Raw genomic sequence first — 16,053 nt, 5'->3', positions numbered from 1 at the left:
GTCGAAGGACCAGGTCCCGCGGTCTGCCCGCCGAGGCCCGGCAACCACTCCGAGACCTCCGCCCAAGCCGCGGACGCACCGAGGACCGACGCCGTGTTGGTGCTGCCCGCCCGCGAACCGGGCCCGGCGGCGGGGCGCGGCCCGGGTGCGGACGAACTGCCCCATCGACAACGTCGCGGTGGCCATGGCATCGCCGCACATCCGGTCGGCTGCGCCTCCTGCGAGCACCACGGCCCGGCTCACCACGGCGCCCGAGGAGTGGGTCTGTGACACACCGGATCGACCGTCCTCAGGGCATACCCCTGGCCAGAACCCTGGCCGAGACCCTGATGTTTCCGACGCTGCTGTTCCTCGGGCTTCTGTTCTGCTTGGCTCCGGCCCTGCACGCGCCTCAGCCGCACCACGCGAAGGTCGCGGTAGCCGACCCCGCGGTGGAACGCAAGGTCGACGCCGCCTTGCAGCAGCAACATCCCGACGGGTTCGACGTCACCGCCGTGGCGGACGCCCGGGAAGCCCGCCGAGCGGTGCTCGACCGGGACGCCGTGGCGGGCTACGTCGCCGGGCGCCGGCAGAGTGTGCTGTACGTGGCCAGAGCCAACGGGATGTCCCTCGAGCAGGCGCTGACCAAAGGCTTCACCGAGCTCGCGGCGCACAACCACCAGAAGCTCACGGTGACGGAGGTGGCTCCCACCGTCACCAAGGACCAGAACGGCACGACCCTGGTCTACTTCGGCGTCGCCTGGAGCATCCCCGGCTACATACTCGCGACGACGCTGCTGCGGGCGGTGACCTTCAACCGTCGCAGGAAACTGATGACGATCGTGGCCGTCGCCGCCCTCTTCAGCGTCGTGGGCTTCTACGCCGGCGTCGGGCTGGACTACCTGCCCAACGACCCCTGGGTGCTGGCGATCGCGTTCCTGCTCACCACGGCGGTTGCCACGTTCGCCTCCGGTGTGGCGCCTTTCACCAAGCACTTCTTCCCTCTGGTGGGCATGGGTCTGTACATCGTGCTGAGCGTTCCCAGCAGCGGTGTGTCGCCCGTCCCGTTGCTACCGACGTTCTTCCAGTGCCTGCACGCCGTCATGCCACTGGGAACCGCGGTGGACGCCATGAAGGGAATCCTCTACTTCGACGATGCGGGGGTGCTCAAGCCGGTTCTCGTGCTCTGCGCGTGGATCGCGGCGGGTGCGGCCCTGCTGGGCCTCGACGCATGGAGGCACCACCGGGAGGCCGCACGACGGGGCGCGGCGGACGAGCAGGAGGACATCGAGGAGCCGCCGGTGGAGGACCCGTCCGTGAACGCACCCACGCCTACCGCGCTACCGGTCCACCGCCACCACTTCGGCGAGCCCTTGCCGATGCTGGAGGGCGCCGTGCGCAACGGCGAGCAGCAGCCCGTCCACCATGCCGCCGTGACCGTCATGGACACCAGCGGGCGGCAGTTGGTGCGGACCACCACGAACGCCCAGGGCGAGTACGCCGTGACCGGTCTGCCCGAGGGATACATCAGCGTCGTGGCCTCGTTCCCCGGCCGGAATCCGATGGTCCATCAGAAGCTGCTGCAGTCCGGCGTCGCCGTCCGGGCCGACTTCACCATGCACGACCGGTCTTCCCATGACCGGTCTTCCAACGAGGCGGCGTCGACTCGGGTGCAGTGAGCGCACGGCACACGGTTCAGGGGGGCGAGAGCGGTACCTCTCCCCCGCCTCCACCGGCCAGGTTCGCCGGTTCAGTTCGGGGGACGCCCTCAGTTCGGGCGTCCCCCCAGCAGTGCTCATACGGCTCTTCATCGCCCGCCCGGACGTCAGGTGCTGCGACGTTCATCAGAACCTACCCCGGTACCCGGTCGGGGTGATCATGTGACGGCGGGTTCCCGGTGTCCGGCGAGGAGCATGGTGATCATGGATCGGGCGGTGGCCCGGAGCCGTTCGGGGTCCTGGTAGACGCGTTCCATGACGACGGTGCCGCGGGTCATGGTGACCAGGACCCGGGCCGCCTCGGCGGGCGGGACGGTGAGGCGGCCGGCAGCGTCCGGCCGGGACAGCCGCTCGATCATGGCGCCCTCGAGGCGGTCGAGCATGCCGCGGATCGCGGCACGGATGGGCTCCGCGTCGGCCTGGGTGTCGGTGGCGGTCTTGGTGGACAGGCAGCCACGGGCCGGGGTGCCGCGGGTCATTGAGTTGATGGTGAAGTCGAAGAAGTCCTCCAGCGCCCGCCGGACGTCCGGCTGGTCCAGCGCGGTGCCGGCGTCGGCGACGAAGGCGTCCGCGTAGTCCGCGAAGACGCGCAGGAACAGCGATTCCTTGTCCTGGTAGGCGTTGTAGAGCGAGCCGCGCTGCACGCCGGTGGCCGTCGCCAGGTCCTGCATGGAGGTCGCCCCGTAGCCCTGGTGCCAGAAGACGTCCAGGATCCGGCCCAAGGTGTGCTGCTCATCGAACTGCCGCCGTCCTGCCATGACCCCACGGTAATTCATTTTTGACGCCATCGTCAAAGTTTGCAACTCTGTCAAACATGACGGGACTGTCAAAGATGGCCCGGGCAGACAGGTCGGGCCGTGCCCCGGCCCGTCACACCCGGGCGGAAAGCGGACACACGCATATGAACGCCACACCTTCCGGACCCGCTCCCTGGCGCGCCATCGCGGCGGGCGCGAGCGCGAGTTTCGTCGGCATCGGCCTGGCCCGCTTCGCCTACACGCCACTGCTGCCGGAGCTCATCAACGCCCACTGGTTCTCGCCCTCGGCCGTCGCCTACCTGGGCGCGGCGAACCTCGCCGGCTACCTTCTGGGCGCGCTCGCCGCCCGTCGTGTCGCACGGCGACTCGGCGACCGCCGGGCACTGCGCTGGATGATGGTGCTCGCCACGGTGGGCCTCCTGGCGTGCAGCGTCCCCGTCTCGGTGGTCTGGTTCTTCGCCTGGCGCCTGGTCTCGGGCGTGGCCGGCGGCGTGATCATGGTGCGGGTCGCCGGGGCCGTACTGCCCCACCTGCGCGGTGAGCGCCGGGGACTGGCGGGCGGCGCGATCTTCGCGGGCCTGGGACTCGGCATCGCCGCTTCGGGAACGCTGGTGCCACTCCTGCTGACCGCGGGCCTGAGCAGCACGTGGATCGGCCTGGCGGCACTGTGCGCACTGCTCACGGTCCTGAGCTGGAACGGCTGGTTCACGCCCCGGGCGTCCGCGGCGGCCACGCCGTCCGGTGCCGCGCCCCGGGGAGGCGGGTCGGCCGGGTCGCCGCGACTGGCGCTGCTCCTCGTGCAGTACGCCCTGATCTCGATGGGCCTGGTCCCCGCCATGTCCTTCCTCGCCGACTTCGTCAGCCGCGGCCTGGACAGGGGCTCCGGCAGCGGCGCCATGGTGTGGATCGTCTACGGCCTCGGCGCCCTCGTCGGGCCCACCCTCTACGGACTCCTCGGCGACCGCCTCGGTTTCGCCCGGGCGCTGCTGCTGATCATCCTGGTGCAGACGGGAGCGCTCACCACGCTCGCCTTCGTGCACGACCTGCCCGAGGTCGCGGTGCTGAGCGCCGTCATCGGGTCCTTCCCGCCCGGCGTCGTGCCCGTCGTCCTGGGACGCGTCCACGAACTGGTGCCCGCACGCGCGGAGGAGCAGTCGGCGGCCTGGGGGAAGGCCACCGTCGCCGGTGCCCTCTCGCTGGCGGTGTCCGCGTACCTGTACTCGTACGTCTTCGACCTGACGGGCCAGAACCACCGCGTGCTGTTCCTGATCGGCGGCGGTGCCCTCGCCCTGGCGCTCCTGACCGGTCTCGCCACGCGGTTCGTGCACTCGGGCGGGGATCACACCGTCCATGTGACCGCACCCGAGCGCGTCACGACGGCGGGCTGAGGCACCCCTGACCGGCACGTCACCGGTCGCCACGGCACGAAGTGCTGCGCAGCTTGCGCCGTCTCCGCCCATCGACAGTCTGCTGTCGGGGCCGACGATGTGCAGCCTTGATCATCCCGCGGCACGGCCTGGAAGCGGTGCGGCAGCCACGCACCTCAGCGAATCGGGAAGGAGTCCGGTCGGGCGCGCGGAAGACCGACCACATGTCGAACGACCCACGTCTGCGGCTATCCAAGGCGCAGCGGGCTCTGGCCCGTACCCAGAAAGGTTCGGCTCGGCGTCAGAGGGCGCGGCAACGAGTGAGCCGGCTGCACCACGAGGTGGCGGTGCGCCGCAGCACCGCGCTGCACGCCCTGACCAAGCAGCTCGCTACCCGCTTCGCTGTAGTCGCCGTCAAGGCGTTGCGGGGGCGCACCGCGCTACGCATGGAACAGATGAAGATCCCGGCCGACACGTGAAGCAGAGGGCCGGCTTGAACCGAGCCATCGTCGACACGTCGCCCGGCGAGCTGCGACGCCAACTTACGTACAAGACTCGCTGGTATGGCTCCGCTGTTGCGGTCCTCGACCGCCAGTGGCCGTCCGGCAAAACCTGCTCCGCCTGCGGGTGGCAAAACCCACGCCTCCCACTCGCGGACAGGACGTTCCACTGCACCAGCTGCACCCTCACGATCGACCGAGGCCTCAACGCCGCGCACAACATCGCAGCTCACGCCGCCCCTGTCGACCAGCCCGTCGCCCCTGGTAGAGGGGATACACAAAACGCCCGCGGAGCCTCCGTAAGATCGCCGAGCCCACGAGCCGAGCGGCATGAGGCAATGAAACGGGAAGGCACCGGCCCATCAGGCTCGGTGCCACCTCAGCGGAGCGATCCGCCGGCGCTCTCCACCCTCCACGAGCGGGCACGAAACGGCGAAACGGCTCTTGATCCGCAGGTCGGGAAGTGTCCAACTCGGGTACGTGGGGATTGACCGTTTGATGATGTAGGCCGCTCTAGAGTGCAAGCTCAACGACTGTTCACGGTAGGGCATCAGTAGTGCCAGGGGGCTGTTCGGCCCTCGGTGAGCCTTTCGTCAGCATCCCTTCCTGGCGAAGGTTCACGCTGCCTCCCCAAGTCGTCACCGTGGTACGGGGATTGATACGAGCCCCGCTGTTAAGATCATCTGGCTTTCAGTAGGCTGACGTCGCGTCATGCACGTGTCACGGGGGATAGCTTTTGCCTACTGCGAAGGAGTAGCCGTTGGTCCGCGAGTGAGCCCGCAGCGCGGCGTGAGGTCCGCGACTTCGGCCACTGCCGCGCGGTCCTGCACTACCCCCCCGCGATGCGACGTGAAGAGAGCCTGATGACCTCATTGATGAAGGATCCACTGTTGTGGATCTTGCTAGGAGTACTGATCGCTGCGGTCCTCGCAGTGATGCTCGCCCGGAGAACCAATCTGGCGCTCCGGAAGCAGAACGCCGATCTGCAGGCAAGCCAGGGCCGTCTCGAAGCAGAGCGCCAACGGCTTGCCAACGAGAGCGCCACCCTGCGTTCCGAGCACGATCGCGATCTGGCGCAGGTCCGCAGCGACGCCGAAGAGGAAACTAAGGCCGCTCTCCGTACATGGATGCGCAGCCTGCAGGTCCTCGCTGATGAGCAGCAGGGCGTCATCAGCGATCTGGCCCGAGTGAAGTACGGCAACGACAGCGAGATCCTTGCCGACTTCATGACGATCGACCACACCAACAGCCAGTTCGGCCGGCGGGCTCAGGGCATCGCGGCTCTGTGCGGCGGCTGGCTCGGTCGACGTGACCGCGCAGCCCCTGTCCTTGACGTGGCGCGCAGCGCTCAGGGCCGCATCAAGCTCTTTGACCGGGTGAGGATCCACAGCCAGGTCAACGTCGCAGTCGCCAGCACCGCCGTGGAACCGGTGGCGGTCGTCTTGGCCGAGCTCCTGGACAATGCCACGAACTACTCGGCGCCCGGCACGCCCGTCGAGATCAACATCCAGGCCGTTCCGACCGGTGTGTGCCTGATCGTCGACGACGCCGGTCTGGGTATCAACGCAGAGGAGAAGGACCGCGCCTCCGCCCTGCTGAACACGCAGGGCCCTGTGTCGATCACCAGCCTGGGCAGCCCGCCGCGCGTCGGCTTCGCTGTCGCAGGTGTGCTCGCTGCAAGGTATGGCTTCAAAGTCTCCGTCGATTCCGTCTCGCCGTACGGCGGCGTCCGCGCGGTCATCCTCCTTCCGGAGAGCCTCTTGACCCACGATCTCCCCGCGCCTGAAGCCGAGAACAGCCCCACCACTGCGAGTGAAGGGTCGCCGAGCAGCCCCGTCACGGCGCCGGTGGCAATCGTTGGGACGACGGCAGGCGGTCTGCCCAGGCGTCGCCGTGCGGTCGCAGTGGTACCGCCTGCACCATCGCCGGCAGCCGAGCCGGACCCGGTGCCGGTGCCGGAGCACAGTGAGGTGACCGCCACCGCGACACGCCTCACTGCCTTCGCACGCGGAACCGTCCGCGGGCGGGACACGACCACCACGGAAGGATCTGAGAACCAGTGAAGCCCGACCTGTCCTGGGTGCTGGACGACGTAATCAGCGTCCGTGGTGCCCGGCATGCGATCCTCGTCTCCGCTGACGGCCTGCTCCTGGAGCGCTCCAGCGAAATCCCCCGAGACGAGGCCGAGACCAACGCCGCGGCGATGAGCTCGATGCAGTCCCTCAGCCGCGCCGTCGCCGGGTTCGTGGCAGGCGGTAAGGGCATCTGGAAGCAGACCCTGCTGGAGTACGACGGCGGCTGGATCTTCCTGATCGCGGCAGGCAGCGGAGCCTACATGGCTGTTTCCGCGGCCTTGGACGTCGACATGGAGGTCATGTCGATGCGTATGCAGCAGCAGGTGGCTGCTCTGGGTCGGGCACTGAGCACCCAACCTCGTCAGAGCGCTGGTGCTGAGGCATGAGCGCGCCCGGCGAGGAAGCTCCGGTCTCCAGCGAACTCGTCCGCTCCTACGTCATCACAGGCGGCCGGCGCCTGCCTTCCGCCGACGACCTCTCCCTGCACATGCTCGTCACCTTGGCGCCCGACCGGGAACTGCCGCTGGGTGCCAGCCCGGAAGTACGCGCCATCTGGGAGCTCTGTGCGGGGGGCTACCTGGCCGTGGCGGAAGTGGCCGCGCACTTGGGCCTGCCGGTCGGGGTTGCCCGTCTGCTGTTGACGGACTTAGCGGACCAAGGCCATCTGCTGCGCCGCTCTGCGCCGCCGCCCGCCAAGTCCGAATCGAGACTCGTCATCGAGAAGGTGCTGCATGGACTCCAAAGCCTCTATGCCTGAGCCGAGTTACGTCTCGGGCTCGGTGACGACAGCTGCAAAGATCCTCGTGGTGGGGCACTTCGCCGTGGGCAAGACCACCTTCATCGGCTCGCTGTCCGAGATTCCCCCGCTGCGCACCGAGGAGCGGATGACTCAGGCTTCCGCTCACGTGGACGACCTGGCGGGTGCACCGGACAAGGTGACGACCACGGTCGCCCTGGACTTCGGGCGGCTCACCCTGGGTGACGAAGTGGTGTTGTACCTCTTCGGTACGCCCGGTCAGCAGCGGTTCGTCCAGCTGTGGGAGGACATGGCCCGCGGGGCGCTGGGAGCGCTGATCCTGGTCGACCCCGTGCGGCTGGCCGACTCCTTCCCGGTGATCGAGTTGGTCGAGAAATACGGCCTGGAGTACTCCATTGCGGTCAACTCCTTCACCGATGTCCTGTACGGCGAGGCCGAGATCCGTGAGGCCCTCGACTTGCTGCCCGACACCCCTGTCTCGTACTGCGATGCCCGCGACCGTGCGTCGTCAGCAAGGTCGCTGATCACGCTCGTGAAGCATCTCCTTGTGCGCACGGCCTGATCCGCCGCTCGCCCCCTGCTCCTCCACTCGCCCGGACCGCAAAGACGCCGGGCCCACAAAGGATCCGATCCCATGGACAGTCAGCAACCAGCCGTGCCGGGCGCCCCCGCACGGTGCCCGATGCACACGGTGGAGTTCGCCGCCGATCCGCATGCAGCCTACGACAAGATGCGCGCCGAGGGGCCGGCGGCGCCGGTCGAGCTCGCCCCCGGGGTGGATGCCACTCTCGTCGTCGATTACCAGACGGCGCGGAGCGTGCTGCAGAACACGACCGATTTCAGCAAGGACGCCCGGCACTGGAAGGCCCTCATGGAGGGCCGTATAGCTCCGGACAGTCCGGTGGTGCCCATGATGGCGTTCCGTCCCAACGCCATGTTCACCGACGGGGCTGTCCATCTCCGACTGCGCAAGGCCGTCACGGACAGCCTCGACCGACTCAACATCGGCCGGATCCGCCGGGACGCCGAGCCCATTGCCGCCTTCCTGATCGACCAGTTCAGCGAACGCGGCCGCGCCGATCTCCTGAACGACTACGCGAAGTTGTTGCCGCTGCTGCTCTTCAATCGGCTTTTCGGCTGCCCGGCCGGGATCGGCGATCGCCTTACCACCTCCATGTCGGCGATGTTCGACGGCAGGGACGCCCTGAAGGCCAGCGAGAACATCACTGCCTGCCTCATGGAGCTGATCGCTCTCAAGCGGCGCGAGCCCGGCGACGATGTCACCTCCTGGCTCATCCAGCACCCCGCCGGCCTGAACGACGAGGAACTCAAAGACCAGCTCGTCATGATGATGGGCGCCGGCGTGGAGCCCGAGCGGAACCTGATCGGCAACGCCCTGCTCCTGCTGCTGTCCGGCTCCTCGAGCCGAGGCGCGGGCATGCTGCCCGAAGAGGCCATCGACCACGTCCTGTGGAACAACTCGCCCATCGCAAACTACGCCACGCACTACCCCCTGCGTGACGTCGACCTCGGCGGCGTCCGAGTGGAGGCCGGCACGCCTCTCATGATCAGTTTCGGGGGCGCCAACTCCGACCCCGCACTTGGCGCAGCCCGTGAGTCCCTCAGCAAGGGGGCTCACCTCGCCTGGGGCGCCGGGCCGCACGCCTGCCCGGCAAAGTCCCCGGCGACGGTGATTTCCCTGACCGCGATCGAGGCCGTACTCAACGCGCTGCCCGACCTGGCGCTCGATGTCTCGGTCGAGGAGCTGCAGTGGCGGCCCGGCCCCTTCCACCGCGCCCTGGCGACGCTGCCGGTGCGCTTCACACCGACCCCCGGAACCCGGGTGGCCGCACTCCACACCCCCGCACAAACCACCCCGCAGACCACGACTGCCCCGTCCCACACTCCCGTGACGCCCTCACTCCACTCTGAGGCCAAAAGGGTGAGGAAGGGATTCTGGAGCACCTTCCTCGACATCTTCCGCGTGTAGAGGTCGGCCAGCAACGGGAACCGCTCCCTGCAGCGCAGACCCAGTGGATCGGGACGGTAGGTCCTGGCGGTAGCGGTGTCGCCCCGAAGCTCTACGCGCCATGGGCGACGTCGCCGGCGCCCTCTGGGGCGGGTACTTCGCCCCCGAACTACGAGGCCTGCAGCCAGGTCCTGCCCCGCAGGACCTGGCTCGTGCCCGACATCAACTCGGCGATGAAGACGGCCCGCGCCAGGCCACGTTCAAGGGTCCCTCGACGGTCACCACGCGGAGACTTTGGGTATCTTCCACGTTCTTCGAACAGCCAATCGTGTTGATCATCACGCTGAGCGGAGCAATCAACTCCGCTGCTTTCAAGTACTTTCAAGCCGTGACTGCCACTCCACTCCCCCGGCCTCGGGGTATATCGGCGGACCTTGCCCGTATCCTCTTCGGGCCTCATGCAGAGCAGATCCACGAGCCCTGGAAGTCCCTGTTCAGCGATCCGCGGTTCAGCTTCCAGGAGGGCCTGAACCCGCGTGAACGGACGGCGCTGTCCTACGAGCGACTGCGCCTGGTCAACGAATTTGTGGCTGACCCGATCGGTCTCGCCTCCGACATCGAATCCCTCACCGCGATGCACGAGTGGGCCGGCGTCGTGGACGCCGGCATGGCCACCATCGCGAGCATCCACTGGAACCTCCACATCGGCAGTCTGGTGGACCATGACACGGATGGATGGGACCTGTCCGCGTACGCCCGCATGGACCGCATCGGCACGTTCCTCTGCACCGAATTGGACCATGGCAACGACGCCGCATCGCTGGAGACAACGGCGACGTTCGATCGCGAGACGAGCGGATTCATCCTTGACACACCGACGCCCGGCGCCTGCAAGTGGATGCCCAACACCTCGTCAACGGGTGGCGCCAAGAACGCCGTCGTGGCGGCCCGCTTGGTGGTCGACCATATCGATCACGGCGTGTTCCTCTTCCTGACTCCTCTAACCGACAGCGCGGGCCACCACTATCCCGGCGTGGAGGTACGACCCCTCCCGCAGACGGCGAGTGCGCCCGTCGACCACTGCGCCACGTCCTTCCATCAGGTGCGGTTGCCGTTCGAAGCGCTGTTGCAGGGCGAGCACGGCCGCCTGTCGCGCGACGGCACGTTCACTAGCTCTCTGGGCAACCCGCGCAAACGGTTCCTTCAGTCGGTACGCCGCGTCCATACAGGCAAGCTGTGCATGACCGCGTACAGCCTCGGTGTGACCCGGCACGCCCTGGCCGTCACGATGCAGCACTCCCACCGCCGGCTCACCTCGGGCATGACGACGGGTCGCAAGGTCTCGCTGATCGAGCACCGCAGTCACCACGCCCCCCTCATGGCGGCCGTCGCCACCACTTACGCCGCAACGCTGCTGCACCGCGACGTCGTGCGGCAGTGGACAGGCGGGGCGGGGGCCGAGCAGGAGGAGACCGAGCGCCTGGCCGCCGTGGCCAAGGCGTGGATCACCTGGCAGGCCCGTTCGGTGATGACGGAGTGCCGGGAGCGGTGCGGCGCACAGGGCCTGCTGCTCTCGAACGGCATCGCCTTCCAACTGGCCGCGAACGAAGGGACGATCACGGCAGAGGGCGACAACCGCGTCATCTGGGTCAAGGCCGCGGGCGAGATGCTCCTGGGCGGGTTCACCCCGGCACCGCCCTCCGAGACACCGCCGGCCGGTCGCACTCTGGACGACCCCGCCTATCTCCAGGACCTGCTGACGGATGTCGAACGGATCTGGCACAGCCGGGCCCGGAGCCGACTGCGCGGCGGTCGCCGCGGCGATCCCCTCGCCCGCTGGAACGGAGCCGTCACACCCGCGTTGAACCTGGTCGAAGCGCACGTGCACCGCCGTGCGGCACAGGCCCTCCTCACCGCCGCTGGACGGCCGTCCGATCCGCAGGCCCGCGCGGTTCTCCGGTGCTTGCACGCCCTGTTCGCGCTGCGCCAGGTGAAGGCACACAGCGGGGACCTGCTTGCCGCCGGCCGCCTCACAGCCGACCACGTGCAGCAGCTACCGGACGTGGAAGAAGCGGCGGTCGAGGCACTCGTGCCGTACAGCCTGCAGTTGACCGAAGCATTCGCTGCCCTGGAAGGATTCATGGGCGAGCATCCAATGCTGCGCGCCCCGTCGCCTGTGGTCGCGTTGGCGCCCGCCTAGCCTGGGCGGGCTGCCCTCCCGGTGGGCGTACTGGGGCGGATGTGCCGGGCCGTGAGCAACCGCGGTGGCTTTGGGTCCCCCCGGCACCGCGGGTCCGCCCCGGCCACGGCGATATCCCGGACTGCGCTCGAGGCCGTCCTCAACGCGCTGCCCGACCTGGCGCTCGATGTCCCAGTCGAGGAGCTGCAGTGGCGGCCCGGTCCCTCCCACCGAGCTCTGGCTCTCCGTCCGCTTCGCGTCGGGACCGGGAACCTGGGTTGGCGCAGTCCGTGCTCCCGCACAGTCCCGGCAGACCACGCCTGACGAGTTCCACGCACCCGTGGCAACTGCTCCGTGCCGGGGGGAACCGACAGGTCAGCAAGGGCATTCTGGAGCGCCTTCGTCGGCATCTTCTGCGTGCAGAGGACGGCATGCGACAGAAGCAACCCTCCGCTCCGCATGACCAGAGGGGGAGGAAGGGTAGATTCCGCCGGTAACGGTGACGCTCTGCCCACTCGAAGGAGCTCCGCGTGACCGCAGTGGTGACATAGGCGGCATAACCACCGACCGTCGCGCCGTCATCTCAGTTCTCCGTCGCCTACGTCCTCCCGAAGGACAAACCAACCCCCTGCCCCTCTGGGAAGAACTCCGCGCCATGGGGGACGTCGTCCCCGCCCCCTGGGGCGGGTACTTCGTCACCTCCTACGAGGCCTGCAGCCAGGTCCTGCGCGGCAGGACCTGGCTGGTGCCCGACATCAACTGGCAGGAACGCCAACCGGATCTCGAACGCCGGCACGCCCCCGCCACCCAGGAGATGAGCCACGCCCTCTCGCGGCTCGACGCCCCCACCCATACGTGCCAGCGGCGCAGCCTCGGCAACCTCTTCGACCGCCGGACCCTCGAGGACTTGGGTGCCCCGTCGGCGCGTACGGCGTCTGCCCTAGCTGCGAAAACGTCGTGTTCCCGGAAGGGATGACCCAGGAAGAGCTTCTAAAGCTGTCGTCGTGCCCGGAGGGATGCGCCTCCTTCCTGGAGCGGGTCCCGTACCGCTCGAATGCGTAGACCGGTCTCATCCTCATTGCACATGCCGTCAACGAAAACTTTGAACAGTGAGTAGACCGAATCGCCTGATGCGCTCCGCGGTGGCAGATGGGGCAGAAGCCGAACAGGCGGGCGTGGCGTGTCCGTACGGTGCGGACAGCGTGGTCGAGGCCCGATCTGTGTGGACGGCCTGACGTAGCACGGAGATAGCTCTGTCTCGGTCGTGGGGGTCGCCCCACGTGCCTGGGCCGGTGAGGTGCATGGTGCCAAAGCCGAGTCGTGAGACCTTCTTTCCCACAATGGTGATGGTGCCCGCGGGCGGGTGGAGGTTCATTGGGAGCCTCCGTTGGGGTTCAGGGTGTCCGCCGTTACGACGACTGTGATTGCAGTACTAGGTCGCGGCACGTTCCGCGCAACTGCTCGGCCCCCGCGTTCCCCGGCTCCCCTCCCGTCCGCCGTCGGCCCACACACCGTGGAGCGGGCATGGTCCCTGGTGTCCAGGTGGAGCGCACCACTGTACGAATGCCGGCTGCACCTACCCCGGCACAGCCGTACCGGCGGCTGCCACGTCGAGGTGACAGCGCTCGGCGCCCCCGCTACGGGTGACGGGGATGGCCTCCCGCCTCAGATCCGCCCGCCGGTCAGACGGGTGATCGGACCGTGCGTGCGGCGCCCCGCACGGCGACCCGCCAGGTAGGACGTGGCACCCAACGCCGACAACCCCGCACCCACACCGGCGGCGAGGATCTTTCGATGGGCGATCAACGTCCATCCCGTCTTGGCAAGGGATACGGCCTGGCCCGAGGCAGCTATGACTGCCTGGCGGCCGGCTTGGACACGCTCGGCCGCGCTGTGCACGACCGCGGCGCCCGTCCCGGCCGTGCGCTCGGCCGCGTCCACGGCTGTTGACGCCACGTCACCGGACTTCTCGGCCGCCTTGTCCGCCGCCTGCGAAGCGGGAGCAGTCGCCTTCGCCGTGGCCCGCCGGGCCTTGGCGGATGCACTCCGCTTGGATACCGAATCTTGATTCGTGCTGCTGTTTGATTGACTCATGGATTCCGCGTTGCCGCTGGCGCCGAAGGCAAACACTATCCGCCGGGACGGTGCACGCCGATACACCTCCAGCACGACTGCTCTTCGTCCCGAACGAGCCTTACTGGACGCCTGACCTGTGGTCCGCATTTCTCACGCCTGTTGCGGCGTTCCATCGATGACCTCGTGGAGGTACTGCACGGCGAGCCTTTCGGCGTGGTGATGGCGTTCGATCGTGGCTCCTGTGTCATCGAGCCACCGCCGGTAGAGCTCGACGGCGGCGAGGAGTGCCTGACCGGCGCCATGTCGGTCGTAGCCGCACAGAGTTGTCCGAAGGTCGCGCGCCTCATCCGGTGCGATGGTTTCAAGGTGGCGCAGGCCGCGGGGCGTTGCACCCGCTCGGAGGGCCGCCAGCGGGCCCAGCACCGCTTCTCGCAGATAGTTGAGAAAGCCGATGACCTCGAACAGTTCACCGCGGCCGAGTTTCGTCGCACCGTAATGCACCCAGATCCAGAAGCGGTCCTCGATCCACTGAAGGTCGAACGACGAGGTCTGCGGCGGATGTTCCGCAAGTGAGTCGGCCAGGCCTCCGTCCCGGTCCCACAGGATGTCCGGGTCCTCGACACGCTCGGCGAAGTCGGAGGCTTTCACGAACTTGAAGTCGACATGGAGGATGGGCGGCCCGACGAGCGTGATGATCAGGCGGCGTTCACCGACGTGCTCCCCGGTGAATCCGGCCACCAGGGTGGCCCATGAGCTGATCAGCGCAAGCCGCTCCTTCATGACCGAGTCGAATGCCTCGTCGTCGATGACCACGATCAGGTCGACATCGGAGTAGATGTCGGGGTTGCCTCCCGCGATCGACCCCGCGATGGCAACACCAGTCACTCGCGGATCCTGCTGAATCCGAGGAAGCACATTGCTGAGGAACCGGCTGTGCAGGGAGGGGATGTCCATGGCATTCCTTCCGAATGGAACAAAGTTTTGCAACGTACCACGCCACCGGGCCGGACCCCCAGGGAAATAACGGCACGGCAGACCGTGGTGAAGCAGGAACCCTCCTGTCCGCACCGCCGGACTCGGGCGGCCGTACACGCGCCGTCCCACGTCCCGACCTCGGGCCGTGCCGTCCACCGCCCCACTGCCGTCCGTCCGCTGCGCGGCCTTGCCGGATATGCCTGTCACATATCCGCCCCGAATGCGGTCTCCCTCTTTGCGGCGCAGAGACGCGGCGACGACGACGAGAGGTGGCAGGCATGCGCGACATCAGCCGAAGGAGCCTGCTGGGGCTCGGGGCCGCGGCTGCGGTGGCCGTCGCCGGTTGTGGTGAGGGTCTCACCATCGGTTCCGACCCGCCGGGGCAGGAGCCTGGCCCCAGCAGCACTGGGGGCGGCGAGAGCGGTGGGACACCCCGCCCCATCGAGCCCCCGGTCCGGCTCATAGGCGACGGCTCGACCGCCGACACCGGGAAGCAGCCGCACCAGCCGGAGCATCCCGAGCCGCTGGAGCCGGGGGACACTCCGCCGCAGTTCGTGGTCTTCTCGTGGGACGGCGCGGGCGAGGTCGGCAACGGACTCTTCCCACGTTTTCTGGAACTCGCCGAGAACCACGGCGCGGCGATGACCTTCTTCCTCTCCGGTATCTATGTGCTCCCCGAGTCGAAGAAGATGCAGTACCGGCCGCCGAACAACCCCGTCGGTGCGTCCGACATCGAGTATCTCAGCGATGACCACATCAAAGACACGTTGACGTACCTGCGCCGGGCATGGCTCGAAGGCCACGAGATAGGAACCCATTTCAACGGGCATTTCTGCACACGGTCGGGCTCCGTCAAGAACTGGACGCCCGCGCAGTGGGAGAACGAGATCGACCAGGCGGTGTCCTTCGTCACCGAATGGAAAACGAACAGCGGCTGGACCGACATGGACCCGCTGCCTTTCGACTACCGCAGGGAACTCGTCGGTGCACGCACCCCGTGCCTGCTCGGCCAGGACAATCTGCTGCCGACCGCGAGGAAGCTCGGCTGGCGCTATGACGCGAGTTCGCCCGGCGGCCGTCAGATCTGGCCCGTCAAGCGGGGAGGGGTGTGGGACCTTCCGCTGCAGGCCGTCCCCTTTCCCGGGCATTCCTTCGAGGTGCTCTCGATGGACTACAACATACTGGCCAACCAATCGGGAAATTCGACGAAGGGAATGTCGTCCCGCTACCCGGGCTGGCGCGATCAGGCCACCGAGGCCTATCTCAGTGGATTCCAGCGCGCGTACGAGTCCAATCGCGCGCCCTTCTTCGTCGGCAACCACTTCGAGCAGTGGAACGGCGGCATCTACATGGACGCCGTGGAAGAGGCGCTGAAGGTCATGGCGGGCGGGAAGGACGTTCGGCTGGTGTCGTTCCGTCAGTTCTGCGACTGGCTCGACGTCCAGGACCCCAGGATCCTCGACAAGCTCCGTACGCTCGGGGTCGGACAGGCACCCACCGGCGGCTGGAACTCGTTCCTCCAGGATCTCGGCGGAACAACGGCGCCGCCGGCCGCGTAGCGCTCATCGGCGTGTCCGCGGTGAGGAATCTGCCAGGCCGCCGGGGGGGTGCCTCTATGTCTTTCGTCAAGCGTGGCGTGGGGTTCTGGGTTCGTAGAAGGTGCCGTCGCGGAGCATGGCGAACAGCACGTTGATGCGTTG

General features: G+C 67.9%; 14 protein-coding genes and 1 pseudogene. 12 read left to right on the top strand and 3 right to left on the bottom strand.

Annotated elements, in window-relative coordinates; translation table 11 throughout:
* Positions 1-266: 266 nt before the first annotated feature.
* The gene (locus tag ADL25_RS02260; protein ID WP_234380317.1) at positions 267-1,658 is read left to right on the top strand and encodes a carboxypeptidase regulatory-like domain-containing protein; all 1,392 of its coding nucleotides are present in this window, start codon (positions 267-269) and stop codon (positions 1,656-1,658) included.
* Between the two features lie 197 nt (positions 1,659-1,855).
* Here ADL25_RS02260 and ADL25_RS02255 read toward each other — a convergent pair whose 3' ends face one another.
* On the bottom strand, positions 1,856-2,455 hold the full coding sequence (locus ADL25_RS02255) for a TetR/AcrR family transcriptional regulator (RefSeq protein ID WP_059125882.1): 600 nt from the start codon (positions 2,453-2,455) through the stop codon (positions 1,856-1,858).
* 143 nt (positions 2,456-2,598) lie between these two features.
* Here ADL25_RS02255 and ADL25_RS02250 point away from each other — a divergent pair, with 143 nt between their 5' ends.
* The 10 genes and pseudogenes from ADL25_RS02250 to ADL25_RS50200 form a co-directional block, all read left to right on the top strand.
* Positions 2,599-3,843 (top strand): YbfB/YjiJ family MFS transporter, encoded by a 1,245-nt coding sequence (locus ADL25_RS02250; protein ID WP_059125881.1) that lies wholly within the window; start codon positions 2,599-2,601, stop codon positions 3,841-3,843.
* Between the two features lie 203 nt (positions 3,844-4,046).
* Positions 4,047-4,301, top strand: coding sequence for a transposase (locus ADL25_RS50205; RefSeq protein ID WP_115975228.1), 255 nt, complete (start codon positions 4,047-4,049; stop codon positions 4,299-4,301).
* On the top strand, positions 4,298-4,813 hold the full coding sequence (locus ADL25_RS48805; RefSeq protein WP_115975229.1) for a zinc ribbon domain-containing protein: 516 nt from the start codon (positions 4,298-4,300) through the stop codon (positions 4,811-4,813). Before ADL25_RS50205 ends, ADL25_RS48805 begins: the two co-directional genes overlap by 4 nt.
* 372 nt (positions 4,814-5,185) lie before the next feature.
* Positions 5,186-6,385 carry an ATP-binding protein gene (locus ADL25_RS02245; RefSeq protein ID WP_059125880.1) on the top strand — a complete coding sequence of 400 codons (1,200 nt, stop codon included), beginning with the start codon at positions 5,186-5,188 and terminating at the stop codon, positions 6,383-6,385.
* Positions 6,382-6,783, top strand: coding sequence for a roadblock/LC7 domain-containing protein (locus tag ADL25_RS02240; protein ID WP_059125879.1), 402 nt, complete (start codon positions 6,382-6,384; stop codon positions 6,781-6,783). The genes ADL25_RS02245 and ADL25_RS02240 overlap by 4 nt, the downstream gene beginning before the upstream one ends.
* Positions 6,780-7,154 (top strand): DUF742 domain-containing protein, encoded by a 375-nt coding sequence (locus tag ADL25_RS02235; RefSeq protein ID WP_059125878.1) that lies wholly within the window; start codon positions 6,780-6,782, stop codon positions 7,152-7,154. The genes ADL25_RS02240 and ADL25_RS02235 overlap by 4 nt, the downstream gene beginning before the upstream one ends.
* Complete coding sequence (locus tag ADL25_RS02230; protein WP_059125877.1) at positions 7,129-7,716, top strand: GTP-binding protein; 588 nt, start codon at positions 7,129-7,131, stop codon at positions 7,714-7,716. The genes ADL25_RS02235 and ADL25_RS02230 overlap by 26 nt, the downstream gene beginning before the upstream one ends.
* Positions 7,717-7,788: 72 nt before the next feature.
* On the top strand, positions 7,789-9,144 hold the full coding sequence (locus ADL25_RS02225; protein WP_234380308.1) for a cytochrome P450: 1,356 nt from the start codon (positions 7,789-7,791) through the stop codon (positions 9,142-9,144).
* Positions 9,145-9,511: 367 nt separating this feature from the next.
* A complete protein-coding gene (locus tag ADL25_RS02220) occupies positions 9,512-11,323 on the top strand; it encodes an acyl-CoA dehydrogenase (protein WP_234380306.1) in 1,812 nt (603 codons plus the stop codon).
* A gap of 634 nt (positions 11,324-11,957) precedes the next feature.
* Positions 11,958-12,212, top strand: a pseudogene (locus ADL25_RS50200) (cytochrome P450); the annotation flags it as partial.
* A 755-nt stretch (positions 12,213-12,967) separates the two neighbouring features.
* Here the strand turns inward: ADL25_RS50200 and ADL25_RS02210 are convergent.
* Positions 12,968-13,396, bottom strand: coding sequence for a hypothetical protein (locus ADL25_RS02210; RefSeq protein ID WP_059126045.1), 429 nt, complete (start codon positions 13,394-13,396; stop codon positions 12,968-12,970).
* 132 nt (positions 13,397-13,528) lie between these two features.
* Positions 13,529-14,332, bottom strand: coding sequence for a nucleotidyltransferase domain-containing protein (locus ADL25_RS02205; RefSeq protein ID WP_059125873.1), 804 nt, complete (start codon positions 14,330-14,332; stop codon positions 13,529-13,531).
* A 299-nt stretch (positions 14,333-14,631) separates the two neighbouring features.
* Between ADL25_RS02205 and ADL25_RS02200 the strand changes: the two genes are divergently transcribed.
* Positions 14,632-15,912 carry a hypothetical protein gene (locus tag ADL25_RS02200; protein ID WP_059125872.1) on the top strand — a complete coding sequence of 427 codons (1,281 nt, stop codon included), beginning with the start codon at positions 14,632-14,634 and terminating at the stop codon, positions 15,910-15,912.
* Positions 15,913-16,053: the final 141 nt, after the last annotated feature.

Source organism: Streptomyces sp. NRRL F-5122 (assembly GCF_001507435.1).
Lineage (GTDB): Bacteria > Actinomycetota > Actinomycetes > Streptomycetales > Streptomycetaceae > Streptomyces > Streptomyces lannensis.
This window is presented reverse-complemented; position numbering and strand designations above follow the sequence as displayed.

Bases quoted from the DNA above. Each gene is read 5' to 3' on its own strand.
- ADL25_RS02255 (WP_059125882.1), bottom strand. From the start codon at position 2,455: ATGGCAGGACGGCGGCAGTTCGATGAGCAGCACACCTTGGGCCGGATC.
- ADL25_RS02250 (WP_059125881.1), top strand. From the start codon at position 2,599: ATGAACGCCACACCTTCCGGACCCGCTCCCTGGCGCGCCATCGCGGCG.
- ADL25_RS50205 (WP_115975228.1), top strand. From the start codon at position 4,047: ATGTCGAACGACCCACGTCTGCGGCTATCCAAGGCGCAGCGGGCTCTG.
- ADL25_RS02245 (WP_059125880.1), top strand. From the start codon at position 5,186: ATGACCTCATTGATGAAGGATCCACTGTTGTGGATCTTGCTAGGAGTA.
- ADL25_RS02235 (WP_059125878.1), top strand. From the start codon at position 6,780: ATGAGCGCGCCCGGCGAGGAAGCTCCGGTCTCCAGCGAACTCGTCCGC.
- ADL25_RS02230 (WP_059125877.1), top strand. From the start codon at position 7,129: ATGGACTCCAAAGCCTCTATGCCTGAGCCGAGTTACGTCTCGGGCTCG.
- ADL25_RS02225 (WP_234380308.1), top strand. From the start codon at position 7,789: ATGGACAGTCAGCAACCAGCCGTGCCGGGCGCCCCCGCACGGTGCCCG.
- ADL25_RS02210 (WP_059126045.1), bottom strand. From the start codon at position 13,396: ATGAGTCAATCAAACAGCAGCACGAATCAAGATTCGGTATCCAAGCGG.
- ADL25_RS02205 (WP_059125873.1), bottom strand. From the start codon at position 14,332: ATGGACATCCCCTCCCTGCACAGCCGGTTCCTCAGCAATGTGCTTCCT.
- ADL25_RS02200 (WP_059125872.1), top strand. From the start codon at position 14,632: ATGCGCGACATCAGCCGAAGGAGCCTGCTGGGGCTCGGGGCCGCGGCT.